The organism is Providencia sp. PROV156 (assembly GCF_028480905.1).
Taxonomy (GTDB): domain Bacteria; phylum Pseudomonadota; class Gammaproteobacteria; order Enterobacterales; family Enterobacteriaceae; genus Providencia; species Providencia hangzhouensis.
In genome coordinates this window covers 1-13,465 of sequence record NZ_JAMPPE010000014.1, presented here as the reverse complement: position 1 = coordinate 13,465, position 13,465 = coordinate 1, and the positions used below count along the sequence as shown (strand labels likewise).

The 13,465-nt window shown below is 42.0% G+C and carries 11 protein-coding genes and 1 tRNA gene; 3 read left to right on the top strand and 9 right to left on the bottom strand.

Features of this window, described 5'->3' with window-relative positions:
* Positions 1-325: 325 nt before the first annotated feature.
* A complete protein-coding gene (gene ilvC, locus PSF31_RS11600) occupies positions 326-1,798 on the bottom strand; it encodes a ketol-acid reductoisomerase (RefSeq protein ID WP_096865159.1) in 1,473 nt (490 codons plus the stop codon).
* Between the two features lie 174 nt (positions 1,799-1,972).
* Between ilvC and ilvY the strand changes: the two genes are divergently transcribed.
* Positions 1,973-2,869: an HTH-type transcriptional activator IlvY gene (gene ilvY, locus PSF31_RS11595; protein ID WP_004906122.1), complete on the top strand. Its 897-nt coding sequence runs from the start codon at positions 1,973-1,975 to the stop codon at positions 2,867-2,869.
* On the opposite strand, the gene ilvA is transcribed toward ilvY, so the two are convergent.
* From ilvA to ilvL, 6 genes are all read right to left on the bottom strand, one after another.
* On the bottom strand, positions 2,861-4,435 hold the full coding sequence (gene ilvA, locus PSF31_RS11590) for a threonine ammonia-lyase, biosynthetic (RefSeq protein WP_094962447.1): 1,575 nt from the start codon (positions 4,433-4,435) through the stop codon (positions 2,861-2,863). The genes ilvY and ilvA overlap by 9 nt on opposite strands.
* A gap of 2 nt (positions 4,436-4,437) precedes the next feature.
* Positions 4,438-6,288, bottom strand: coding sequence for a dihydroxy-acid dehydratase (ilvD, locus tag PSF31_RS11585; RefSeq protein WP_094962446.1), 1,851 nt, complete (start codon positions 6,286-6,288; stop codon positions 4,438-4,440).
* 67 nt (positions 6,289-6,355) lie between these two features.
* Entirely contained in the window at positions 6,356-7,282 is a 927-nt protein-coding gene (locus PSF31_RS11580) for a branched-chain amino acid transaminase (RefSeq protein WP_096865158.1), read from the bottom strand.
* Positions 7,283-7,293: 11 nt separating this feature from the next.
* Positions 7,294-7,563 (bottom strand): acetolactate synthase 2 small subunit, encoded by a 270-nt coding sequence (gene ilvM / locus PSF31_RS11575; RefSeq protein WP_004906129.1) that lies wholly within the window; start codon positions 7,561-7,563, stop codon positions 7,294-7,296.
* On the bottom strand, positions 7,560-9,206 hold the full coding sequence (gene ilvG / locus PSF31_RS11570; RefSeq protein WP_004906130.1) for an acetolactate synthase 2 catalytic subunit: 1,647 nt from the start codon (positions 9,204-9,206) through the stop codon (positions 7,560-7,562). Before ilvG ends, ilvM begins: the two co-directional genes overlap by 4 nt.
* 132 nt (positions 9,207-9,338) lie before the next feature.
* Positions 9,339-9,440, bottom strand: a complete 102-nt coding sequence (gene ilvL, locus PSF31_RS11565) for an ilv operon leader peptide (protein ID WP_071524553.1) — start codon at positions 9,438-9,440, stop codon at positions 9,339-9,341.
* 479 nt (positions 9,441-9,919) lie between these two features.
* Here ilvL and PSF31_RS11560 point away from each other — a divergent pair, with 479 nt between their 5' ends.
* Positions 9,920-11,446 (top strand): YifB family Mg chelatase-like AAA ATPase, encoded by a 1,527-nt coding sequence (locus PSF31_RS11560; RefSeq protein ID WP_096865157.1) that lies wholly within the window; start codon positions 9,920-9,922, stop codon positions 11,444-11,446.
* Positions 11,447-11,523: 77 nt separating this feature from the next.
* Here the strand turns inward: PSF31_RS11560 and PSF31_RS11555 are convergent, their stop codons facing one another.
* A complete protein-coding gene (locus tag PSF31_RS11555) occupies positions 11,524-11,862 on the bottom strand; it encodes a DUF413 domain-containing protein (protein ID WP_036958821.1) in 339 nt (112 codons plus the stop codon).
* A gap of 112 nt (positions 11,863-11,974) precedes the next feature.
* On the opposite strand from PSF31_RS11555, the gene hdfR reads away from it, so the two are divergent.
* Positions 11,975-12,814 (top strand): HTH-type transcriptional regulator HdfR, encoded by an 840-nt coding sequence (gene hdfR, locus PSF31_RS11550; RefSeq protein WP_004906133.1) that lies wholly within the window; start codon positions 11,975-11,977, stop codon positions 12,812-12,814.
* 572 nt (positions 12,815-13,386) lie between these two features.
* On the opposite strand, the gene PSF31_RS11545 is transcribed toward hdfR, so the two are convergent.
* A tRNA-Trp gene (locus PSF31_RS11545) sits at positions 13,387-13,462 on the bottom strand.
* Positions 13,463-13,465 lie beyond the last annotated feature (3 nt).

The window sequence follows — 13,465 nt, the reverse complement described above, 5'->3', positions numbered from 1 at the left end:
TCTCTACATCACTCAGTTATTCAAAAAGGAATTCGCTACAGATTGTAGCAGAAACCGACCCAACTCTTGAGCAACGATCTTCTCTATTTATAAAAAACAAAAAACCACATCATCCATCCGAATAATGTGGTTTTGTTCTTTTTCTTTTATAACATCAATGCTTTTTTCTACACTATTGCAAGAGAAAACATGGTGATTATCCAAAGCATTTCGCGTTCTAGGTAGGAAGCAAATAAGATTATCCCAAGGAGCATACTAAAGTATGTGACTTGGGTAATCTTAAGAAGCTGACACCCCTAGAGCGTGAAAGGGGAAGGATAATGAGTTAGCCGACCGCAATCTTCTTCATATCCGTCATATAACCCCGTAAAATCTTACCGATCTTCTCAATCGGATGGTTACGGATAGCTTCGTTGATATCACGTAACTGTGCGTTATCAGTGCCATTATCGGCAACTGGTTTCGCTAAATCCCCTGCTTGTAACTTCGTCATGAAATCCTTCAGCATTGGCACAACTGCGAATGAGAACAGATAGTTACCATATTCTGCGGTATCAGAGATAACCACGTTCATTTCATATAAACGTTTACGAGCAATGGTGTTCGCAATCAGTGGTAATTCATGCAGTGATTCATAGTAAGCCGATTCTTCTAAGATACCCGCTTCTAACATCGTATCGAACGCTAATTCAACACCCGCTTTAACCATAGCAACTAACAAAACACCGTGGTCGAAGTACTCTTGTTCTGCGATTTTCCCTTCATATTCAGGGTAATTTTCAAATGCTGTTTTGCCTGTCTCTTCACGCCATGTCAGCAAGTTTTTATCATCATTTGCCCAGTCTGCCATCATGGTTGCAGAAAATTCACCTGAAATGATGTCATCCATATGTTTTTGGAACAATGGCGCCATAATGGTTTTCAGTTGTTCAGATAATGCATAAGCACGAATTTTTGCAGGGTTAGACAAACGGTCCATCATCAGCGTGATACCGCCCTGTTTCAGCGCTTCAGTGATAGTTTCCCAACCAAACTGAATTAATTTTCCTGCGTAGCCTGGCTCAACACCGTCTGCAACCATTTTGTCGTAACTTAACAGTGCGCCTGCTTGTAACATACCACACAGAATAGTTTGCTCGCCCATCAGGTCAGACTTAACTTCTGCAACAAACGAAGATTCCAGAACACCTGCACGGTGGCCACCAGTCGCTGCTGCCCACGCTTTGGCAATCGCCATACCCTCACCTTTCGGGTCATTTTCTGGGTGTACTGCAATCAGCGTTGGAACACCAAAACCACGCTTGTATTCTTCACGAACTTCAGTACCTGGGCATTTTGGCGCTACCATCACAACAGTAATATCTTTACGAATTTCTTCGCCAACTTCAACAATGTTGAAGCCATGTGAATAACCCAGTGCTGCACCTTGTTTCATCATAGGCTGAACAGCGCGAACAACGGTTGAGTGCTGCTTGTCTGGCGTTAAGTTAATAACCAAATCAGCGGTAGGGATCAGTTCTTCATAAGTACCAACTTTGAAACCATTTTCTGTCGCTTTGCGCCATGAAGCACGTTTCTCTGCAATTGCTTCATCACGTAATGCATAAGCAATATCTAAACCTGAATCACGCATATTCAGGCCTTGGTTTAAACCTTGCGCTCCACAACCGACGATGACGATTTTTTTACCTTTCAGAAAACCTGCTTCATCTGCAAACTCTTCGCGCTGCATAAAACGGCACTTGCCTAATTGAGCTAACTGCTCACGCAAATTCAATGTGTTAAAATAATTCGCCATTGTCATACTCCATTGTTCTGTTGTGTTCGTTATGTCAGGCAGTCTGCCTGTCGCTCATTTTTGAGCGTTTATGGATTTACTATATGCGATGTTTCGCATTGCTTAAATTGATATATTAACAATACAATGTTGCAATATCTGCAACGCCATTAATTATGTTAATTAGAGGGCAAAATGGACATTCGCGATCTCAAGCTTTTTTTGCATTTAGCACAAAGTTGCCACTTCGGGCGCACATCTAAAGCGATGCATGTCAGCCCTTCCACGTTGTCTCGACAAATACAACGTCTCGAAGAACAGCTTGGTCACCCACTATTTGTGCGAGATAACCGCTCAGTTAAATTGACCCAAGCAGGGGAACACCTTAAGCAATTTGCCCAACAAACATTATTGCAATATCAACAGCTGCAACATGCTCTCAACCAGCAAAGTCCATCGCTCAGTGGGGAACTACATCTTTTTTGCTCAGTTACAGCAGCTTATAGTCATTTACCCGAAGTTTTAGATAAATTCCGTGCGCTACACCCATTAGTGGAAATTAAACTCACGACAGGGGACGCAGCGGATGCTGTCGAAAAAGTGGAAACTCATGAAGCTGATCTTGGCATCGCTGGGAAACCCGAGCGCTTACCTGATAACGTCCGTTTTGCAAAAATCGGCGAAATCCCTCTCGTTTTGATTGCTCCATCACTACCCTGTGCTGTACGAAGCATGGTAACAGAAGCGGAACCTGATTGGTCTACCGTCCCCTTTATCCTGCCTGAACACGGCCCATCTCGTAAACGTATCGAACTCTGGTTCCGTCGCCATAATATCAATAACCCTGTCATTTATGCGACGGTATCAGGCCATGAGGCAATTGTGTCAATGGTGGCTTTGGGATGCGGTATTGCCTTGATTCCTAGTGTGGTCGTTGATAACAGCCCAGAACCCGTACGCAGCCGTATTTCACAGCTCGATAATATTTCAATGGTAGAACCTTTTGAACTCGGCGTTTGCCTATTAAGCAAACGCCTGAGTGAACCATTAATTAAAGCGTTTTGGGAATTACTCCCAGACAACTCAATCTAAGGTTCTTTGGCTATCTTGCGGCGCTAAGAAAAAACGGAAAGACGGGTTTCCTGTTTCATCATGATATTCATAACCTAACGCATCAAGATGCCTATCAAAACGTACTTCTGGCCCAGCCAGTTCAAACGCCGCCAGCACTCGCCCATAATCTGTACCATGGCTGCGATAATGAAATAACGTAATATTCCAATGAGTCCCAAGTGTCTCTAAGAATCTCAGTAATGCACCTGGAGACTCTGGAAATTCAAAGCTATACAATCTTTCATCTAATGGCTTTGATGGGCGACCACCAATCATATAACGCACATGAAGTTTTGCCATTTCATCATCTGATAAATCATTGACTTCATAGCCGTTACTTCTAAGTTCTTGGATAATCTCCGAGCGCTCGCCATCACGGCCACTTAAACGCACCCCAACAAAAATACAAGCACGGTCAGGATCGGCATCCGTATATCGATAGTTAAACTCCGTAATGGCTCGATGGCCTAGTAACTGGCAAAAACGTAAGAAACTCCCTTTTTGCTCAGGAATGGTCACTGCCAGCAAAGCTTCTCGTTGTTCACCAATTTCACAGCGCTCAGAAACATAACGCAGCCCGTGGAAATTCATATTCGCACCGGACAAAATATGTGCTAAACGTTCGCCTTTGATGTTGTGCTGCTGTACATATTTTTTCAATCCAGCCAATGCCAAAGCGCCTGAAGGCTCTGCTATCGCGCGAACATCTTCAAAAATATCTTTCAATGCTGCACAAATGGAATCACTATCAACAGTGATAACATCATCAACATATTGCTGACACAATCTGAAGGTTTCATCGCCAATACGTTTGACTGCCACACCTTCTGCGAACAAGCCAACACGCGGTAAATCAACAGGGTGCCCAGCCTCCAATGCCGCTTTTAGACAGGCGGCATCTTCAGACTCCACACCAATAATTTTAATCTCTGGCATTAACTGCTTAATAATCACAGCGACGCCCGCAATTAACCCACCGCCACCTACTGGGATAAAAATTCGGTCTAAATGAACATCTTGTTGCAGTAGTTCCAGTGCTATCGTAGCTTGGCCTGCAATGACTGAAGGGTGATCAAAAGGTGGAACGAAGGTGTAGCCATCCTCTTCTGCCATTGTAATGGCTTTCGCTTTCGCTTCATCAAAATTAGCGCCATGTAAAATAGCTTCGCCACCGAAGCTTCGTACTGCATCCACTTTGATATCTGCTGTTGCGACTGGCATGACGATTTTTGCTTTCACACCCACACGGTTTGCCGATAATGCAACGCCTTGAGCGTGGTTCCCTGCAGAAGCGGTCACCACACCTTTGCTTTTTTGCTCTTCGGTTAAACTCGCAATCATGGCGTAAGCACCACGGAGCTTAAAGCTATGTACAGGCTGCCTATCTTCGCGCTTTACTAAAATGGTATTGCCCAAGCGTGAAGATATTTTATCCATCTGTTGAAGAGGCGTTACTTGTGCAGCTTCATAAACCGGCGCACTTAGCGCCGCTTTTAAGTAATCTGCTCCGGTTGGGGCAGCCGGTAATGGTTTTGCTGCAGCCACAATTAGCCCCCTAATTTCGACTTGTCACGAACAGCACCTTTGTCTGCGCTCGTCGCCAAAGAAGCGTAAGCACGCAGAGCAAAAGAAACCTCACGCTGGCGATTACGCGGGGTGTAAGCTTTATCGCCTCGAGCTAATTCAGCTTCACGGCGTTGATTCAATTCGCTTTCACTCACATCCAGCACCATCGTTCTTTTTGGAATATCAATATCAATAATATCGCCATCTTGAACTAATGCTAATAAGCCACCACTCGCTGCTTCTGGCGAAATATGACCGATAGAAAGGCCAGAACTACCGCCCGAAAAACGGCCATCCGTTATTAATGCGCAGCTTTTCCCTAATCCCATTGATTTGAGGTATGAAGTTGGATAAAGCATTTCTTGCATGCCTGGACCACCTTTTGGCCCTTCATAGCGAATAACAACCACATCTCCTTCAACGACTTTGCCACCCAGAATGGCTTCTACTGCGTCATCTTGGCTTTCAAACACTTTGGCTGGGCCACGGAATGTTAAGCTGCCTTCATCAACTCCAGCGGTTTTAACAATACAGCCATCTTCTGCAATATTTCCAGACAGGACAGCCAGCCCTCCATCCAAACTATACGCATGCTCAATACTACGGATACACCCATTCTCACGGTCAGTATCCAATGATGGCCAGCGGCAATTCTGTGAAAAGGCTTTTGTCGTACGGATCCCAGCAGGACCCGCGGAAAACATCGATTTAACAGACTCGTCCTTCGTTAACATCACATCATATTGCGCTAATGTTTCTTGGAAGCTTAGCCCTAAAATATTAGTTACGTTTTCTTGCAACAAACCTGCACGGCTCAGTTCACCTAAAATACCAATAACACCACCAGCACGGTGAACATCTTCCATATGGTATTTTTGTGTACTCGGTGCAACCTTACACAAATGCGGAACTTTACGTGATAAACGGTCGATATCATCCATGGTGAAATCAATTTCGGCTTCCTGAGCCGCCGCAAGCAAATGCAGAACTGTGTTAGTTGAACCACCCATCGCAATATCCAACGTCATCGCATTTTCAAATGCAGATTTATTGGCGATATTGCGTGGTAACGCACTTTCATCATCTTGTTCGTAATAGCGTTTAGTTAATTCAACAATGCGCTTACCTGCATTGATAAATAAAGTTTCGCGGTCTGCATGAGTCGCTAATAATGAGCCATTTCCTGGTTGAGATAACCCCAGTGCCTCAGTTAAGCAGTTCATTGAGTTTGCAGTAAACATTCCTGAGCAAGAGCCACACGTTGGGCATGCTGAACGTTCTATTTGCTCGCTATCTGCATCGCTCACATTTGGGTTCGCCCCTTGGATCATGGCATCAACCAAATCGAGCTTGATAATTTGGTCTGAAAGCTTAGTTTTACCCGCTTCCATTGGGCCACCCGAAACAAAAATAACCGGAATGTTGAGGCGCAATGACGCCATTAACATGCCTGGCGTGATTTTATCGCAGTTTGAAATACACACCATGGCATCCGCACAGTGTGCGTTTACCATATATTCAACCGAGTCTGCAATTAATTCACGGGAAGGTAAGGAATACAACATTCCGCCATGTCCCATGGCAATCCCATCGTCAACTGCGATTGTATTAAACTCTTTCGCAACACCACCTGCATTTTCAATTTGCTCTGCAACTAATTTGCCTAAATCACGTAAATGTACGTGGCCTGGAACAAACTGTGTGAATGAGTTAACAACAGCAATAATGGGCTTTCCAAAATCAGCATCGGTCATGCCTGTTGCACGCCATAATGCACGAGCCCCAGCCATATTACGACCATGAGTTGTTGTTGCTGAACGGTACTTAGGCATATCTTTAACTCCCGTGTTTAAAACAGGCGGGGAACGTCCGCCTGTAACATCTATTTCAATTTAATTATTAAGGGTTTACTGGATCTAACCAGCCCCATTTATCTTCTGTTGTGCCATCAAATAAGCCAAAGAATGCTTGCTGAATTTGCTTGGTTATTGGGCCACAACGACCAATGCCGACTTGGATACCATCAACGCTACGTACTGGCGTAATTTCGGCAGCTGTGCCTGTCATAAAGACTTCATCAGCAAGATAAAGAGATTCGCGTGATAGTGTTTGCTCACGAACTTCAATACCCAAATCTTTTGCTAACGTTAAAATTGCATCACGTGTAATACCTGGTAATGCAGAGGATGTGAACGGAGGTGTATACAGGATGCCGTCTTTCACCTCAAAAATATTTTCCCCCGCACCTTCTGATAAATACCCATGAACATCTAATGCAATACCTTCTTGGTAACCATGACGACGAGCTTCGCTACCAACTAGTAGAGAAGATAAATAGTTACCACCTGCTTTTGCCCCTGTAGGAATGGTGTTTGGTGCAACACGGTTCCAAGAAGACACCATCGCATCAATACCTTGGTCTAACGCTTCTTCACCTAAATACGCCCCCCATGGGAACGCCGCTAAAATAACATCGGTTTTGTAACCGTCTGGTGGGTTAACGCCCATACCAACATCACCAATAAACACTAGTGGACGAATATACGCACTGACTAAGTTATTTTTACGCAAAGTTGCACGGCAAGCTTCCATTAACTCTTCAACGCTATAGCTGACAGGCATACGGTAAATTTTCGCTGAATCATGCAAACGTTGCATATGCTCACGGTGGCGGAAGACCACAGGACCTTTATGTGAGTCATAACAACGGACGCCTTCAAACACCGATGTACCATAGTGCAGAGCATGAGACATAACATGAACCTTTGCATCAGCCCATGGCGTCATTTCACCGTTAAACCAAATAAAGTCAGCTTTCTTAGTCATTTGTATATTCCTTACATTGCACTTTGTGTGCGTAATAGTCGTGATTCTTGTTGTAGTACTTCAACTTCTGTAATGTCTGAAAGCTTAGTTAACTGTGCACAAAGCTGAGTTAATGGCCTTTGACTACTTACAGTGAGTTCAATATTAACATTGTCGCCGTCTGTTGATTGCCCCATATTCATGGAATTAATACGAAATCCACGATGGCGAGTGACCCTTAATATACGCTCTAAAACCTCAGGACGGAAACGGGCCAATATCGAGATTTGATGTTGCATCATAATGGTTTCTCCATCATTTTTTCATTACTAGCCCCAGGTGGAACCAACGGCCAGACATTTTCTAGTTCATTAATTGATACCTGTAATAAATAGGCACCTTCGCTATTCAGCAATTCATCTAATGCAGCATTAACTTCTGACTTATCAGTAATTCGTTGGCCTTTAATACCAAACGCACTGGCTAATGCCACAAAATCAGGGTTATCCGTCAAAATCGTTTCACTATAACGCTGCTCAAAAAACAATTCCTGCCATTGGCGAACCATGCCTAAGCGTTGATTATCGATCAAAAGGATTTTTACAGGAAGTTGCTTACGTTTGATGGTTCCCAACTCTTGGACATTCATCATAAATGACCCATCCCCAGATACACAGACTACAGTATCCTCAGGCCTAGCAACCTGTGCACCAATTGCCGCAGGGATACCAAACCCCATGGTGCCAAGCCCACTAGAGGTTAAGAAATTTTCAGGGCCATCAACGGTGATATGCTGTGCTGACCACATTTGGTGTTGCCCTACATCGGTGGTCACAACCGTATTTGGTTTCATTTTATCCGACAGCTGTTTCAATAACAGTGGCGCATAAATAGGTTCACCAGGATGGTCATAACGCCAACCAAATTCTTTTTTAAGTTGCTGAACTTCCTGCTGCCAAGGTGCAATTGATTTTTTAAGCATTAATTCAGGGAGTAATACTTTTGCATCACCATGTAACGCAACATGTGTTTGACGTAATTTGTCTAATTCTACGTGGTCTATATCGATATGAATCACTTTGGCGTTCGGTGCAAAAGTATTCAACTTACCTGTTACCCTATCATCAAAACGAGCACCAACAGCGATGAGTAAGTCACAGCGTTGCACTGAAATATTGGCTGCTTTAGTACCATGCATACCTAACATGCCTAAATAGTTCTCATCTAAAGGGCTCACGGCACCAAGCCCTTTTAACGTTGCAACTGAAGGAACACCTGTAAACTCAATAAATTCACGTAATTCTTTAACGGCACCAGACATTCCAACACCGCCACCAACGTACAACATAGGCTTTTCTGATTGTTCTAATAGCATTCTTGCCTGTTGTATTTCAGATAAAGGTGAAGTGACTTCTTGCTCTACCGGCATTAAAAATGGAGACAACTCAGCTTGTTGTAGCTGAATATCTTTCGGAATATCAATCAGTACAGGACCAGGACGCCCACTATTTGCGATTGCGAAAGCCTCAGCAAGAATGCGAGGTAAGTCCTCGATATCTTCAACCAAAAAACTGTGCTTAGTACAAGCTAAGGACAACCCTAAAACATCGATTTCTTGAAAGGCATCGGTTCCAATAAACTCAGAAGCAACCTGCCCAGTAATGGCGACAACAGGAACGGAGTCTAACAATGCATCAGCTAATCCCGTGATAACATTTGTTGCGCCAGGACCCGATGTTGCGATACATACCCCTGTTTTCCCTGTTGAACGTGCATATCCAATCGCAGCAATTACAGCCCCTTGCTCATGTCGACACAACAAATGCTCAACTCCGCCATCATACAATGCGTCATAAACTGGCATAATTGCGCCACCAGGATACCCAAATACGGTATCAACTCCCTGTGTTCGCAATGCTTGAACTAACCATTGTGCTCCGTTCATGCTTTATCTCCTGTCCGTCTACTTTATCTATTTGTATTTGTTATGTTTTATTTAGTGTGTTTGCATTCATCAACATTTATGTCAAAAAAAACCCCGCGCCTTTCGGTGCGGGGTTCTCGTGAGATCTGGCTGTTATTTTAGCCTTCGTCGTCCAAGTGCAGCCCCGCACGGTGGGATAATAATCACCACCACGCTAATAATAATTAGGCTAACTGCTTGGATAAATGCGTTCATGAGTTTTACTTTTTCAATATTCTTAATTATCTATTATTTAGAGTTATCATTTTAAAATCGTTTTGACAACTTTTATTTAATTTATTTATTTTCAAAACATTAAATTATTTAAAAATCATATCGTTATCAACAAATCAGCATTATAAACTGCTTAAACTACCGTTTCTCAGTAAAATTCAATAGAATACATAGCATAATCAGCTACATCATCCGCACCAGCCATTCAATACCATTAAGATTCACGCCAAAAAATCAATTACTTTTTCTTATGAATATCCAAGTTCAGTATAGCTTCCACTCTTTATAAAATTAACGCAATCACTGTTATAACAAGTCCTCGAAGCTACTCGACGCAAATTGAAACAGCCTAGTAACTAAGCAATTAAATTATCGAGCAGCTTCGCAAATATGTTATCAACTCAAGATAAACAAACCTAATTTCAGCAGAATATTACTCTGTAAAAAATATTGGAGGGCTTATGACATTAGCAATTGTTTACACTAGAGCATCAATTGGGTTAGAAGCACCTCTTGTTACTGTTGAGGCACATATTAGTAATGGGCTTCCAGGTTTAACACTTGTTGGGCTACCAGAAACAGCAGTAAAAGAAGCAAGAGATAGAGTTCGAAGCGCTCTACTAAATAGCGGGTTTGAATATCCAGCTAAAAAAATGACGGTTAATTTAGCCCCAGCAGATTTACCAAAAGAAAGTGGTCGGTATGACCTTGCCATCGCTATTGCCATACTCGCATCATCAGGGCAAATCCCCCACGATCCATTAAAACAATATGAATTTTTAGGCGAACTTGCTTTGTCTGGCGATGTTCGCTATGTCAACAGTGCTATCCCAGCGGCCCAATCGGCATTAAAACAACAGCGCTCTTTAATACTATCAACGGAGAACCAACACCAACTAGGCCTACTTCCAGATAATAGCGTTTATTTCACGACATCCTTATTAGAGCTCTGCCATTTTTTACATAACAAACACACATTAGTTTGTAATCAACAAGTTCATCAAGCATCTATCCCAACCAAGCAAGAAGGTGATATCAACGATATTATTGGCCAAGAACAAGGGAAACGGGCATTAGAAATCTGTGCTGCAGGTGGACATAATTTACTCTTGTTGGGTCCTCCTGGGACAGGAAAAACTATGCTAGCAAGCCGTCTAATGACTTTACTTCCCCCATTAACCTCTCAAGAAGCCTTAGAAGTTGCTTCACTACATAGTTTAAGTGAAAACACAAAAGAAGACATGAATTGGCCAATAAGGCCTTTTAGAGCACCCCACCATAGTGCATCAATTGCCGCTTTAATTGGTGGTGGCTCTCTTCCCAAACCTGGTGAGATCTCACTTGCACACCATGGTGTTTTATTTTTAGATGAATTACCCGAATTTAGCCGCTCGATATTAGATTCTTTACGAGAACCCCTAGAATCTAGAAAAATTAGCATTTCTCGAGCAAAAGCAAAAGTTTGCTATCCTGCCAGTTTCCAGCTAATTGCGGCCCTAAATCCTAGCCCAACAGGCCATTACCAAGGAGAAATGAGCCGCTCAGCTCCTACTCGCATACTACGTTATCTTTCACGCATATCAGGGCCTTTTATTGACCGATTTGATCTTTCAATAGAGATTCCATTGTTACCTCTCGGTTCATTAAGTAATCAAACTAACCAAGGTGAAACAAGTGAACAGGTTAGACAAAGAGTCATCGAAGCCAGAAATAGGCAACTTAGGCGAGCTGGAAAAATTAATAGTTTATTAACACCAAGAGAAACCACACAATTTTGCCTGCTAACAACAAAAGATGCGTTATTCTTAGAACATGCATTAAATAAGTTAGGTCTTTCCATTCGAGCTTGGCACAGAATTTTAAGGGTTGCTAGAACAATCGCCGACCTTAATGCCGCAGAAACTATTGAACGTTCAGATTTATTAGAAGCTTTGGGGTATCGAGCAATGGATAAGTTATTGCTTCATTTGCAAAAACAAGTAAGCTGAGAAGAGTGGGCAGATAAGTACTTATTATCCCGTAGAAATAAAGGGACCGAAGTCCCTCTTATCATACGATGATAATATTAATCATCTGTATCAGTGTAGTCTTCCGATGGGTCAATCTGCGGTTTACCGCCAGATAAAGTATGGAAGCGTTTTGGACGGTTAATACGGCTAGAATATTTTGTCCAAACTTTTTCTTCTGGGGTAGCCGGTTCACGTTCACCACGGCATACAGCGACGAAAAGTTTTTCTTCTTCTGTCTGAGGTGCACGTTTACCTGTATCAAGCTCATTAAAAGCTTGGCCGAGACGTTCTAGCAACTGAGCTTCTTTAATGGTGAAATCACCATGACGAGAAAAGCCACGTGGGTAATGTTTGTTATCAAAAAAACGATTAGTCGTGATGAAGCTATCTGCCATCTGACACACTCCTAACTTATTACAGTCAAACTCTATATGGCGCGGAGTATTAGACAGCATTGACAATCTGTAAAACAAAACATTTAAATCATCACGACAAAAATAATTGGAGATGCATGTGGACAGCGAGTTATTGAGAACTTTTTTAGAGGTCAGTAAAACTAGGCACTTTGGTCGAGCCGCAGAATCACTCTATTTAACGCAATCAGCGGTTAGCTTCCGTATTAGGCAATTAGAAACACAATTAGGTACAAGCCTATTTACGCGGCATAGAAACAATATCCGGTTAACAGCTGCAGGAGAAAGGCTTGTTCCATATGCTGAATCGTTAATGAATACCTGGCTGCAAGCTAAAAAAGAAATATCTCATGCCTCACAACACACAGAGCTTTCTATTGGTGCAACAGCTTCACTTTGGGAAGGTTATCTAACTGACTGGGTAGAAGAACTTTATAATCAACATGATGAACTACGGCTCGAAGCTAGGGTTTCAACGCGCCAGTCTCTTGTTAAGCAACTACATTCTAGAGAATTAGACTTATTAATCGCAACTGAACCGCCTAAAATGGATGAGTTTGAAAGTACAATCATCGGTACGATTGACTTACAACTCATGGCTTCCCAAAAGAATATTGCACTCACAAAATATAATTTTATAAGGCTTGAATGGGGTGCTGACTTCCATCCAAAAAATGAACCTTCATTAACTCAAGATGACACACCTGTTATGATCACTACCTCAGCCCATATTACCCGCCAATTACTTCCTGTATCGCTTTCAGCGGCATTTTTACCTGCTCATTGGGTATATCAATATCCGGGCTTAAAAACGCTCTCAGAAACCTCAATAAACAAACCTTTGTATGCAGTTTGGCTCCAGAAAAACGATCAGCAAGCTCTTATCAATCAACTGATTAAAACTCCAATAAAAAATGCACAGTTAAGTGAATAAAAAATAAGAAGGTGAGTAACAAATCCACTCACCTTCCTATGATCCCATAAACAAACTATAGATCTCTGCAAAATAATCTTAATTGATACTTCATTTTGTTTTTTAATAAGATATATCAATAACAGATAACTGACCAATATTCATACAGCAATACAATGATATTTTGCTTTTTCAGCAAGATAATTTTTGAGCTTAATAAAAATTAAACTACCAACTTTATATATACTCTCATTTTTCTAACTTAAATATTGAGCACAACAAAATATCATTCAACCTGTGAATACTATTGAGAAGTATAAAGTCGTAAGTAACAACTCACTGATGATGCGAAAAATAAATATAAAATGATGAAAATAAAAAGTAGCTGGGAGAACGTAACGTCACAGTGTATTTAAATAGTGAATACGATTAAGAGATACAAAACAGTGGGATAGTTAATGGGATAAAATAAATTGAAAATTAGCAGAAGGGGAAAATAACTTTATATTTATAGTCACACGAATAAAGAAAAACCCGATTAAGCTAATCGGGTTATCAATAGATACTTCTTTTATTATTACTTAATTGGTAACTGGCAGGGGCGGAGAGACTCGAACTCCCAACACCCGGTTTTGGAGACCGGTGCTCTACCAATTGAACTACGCCCCTAAA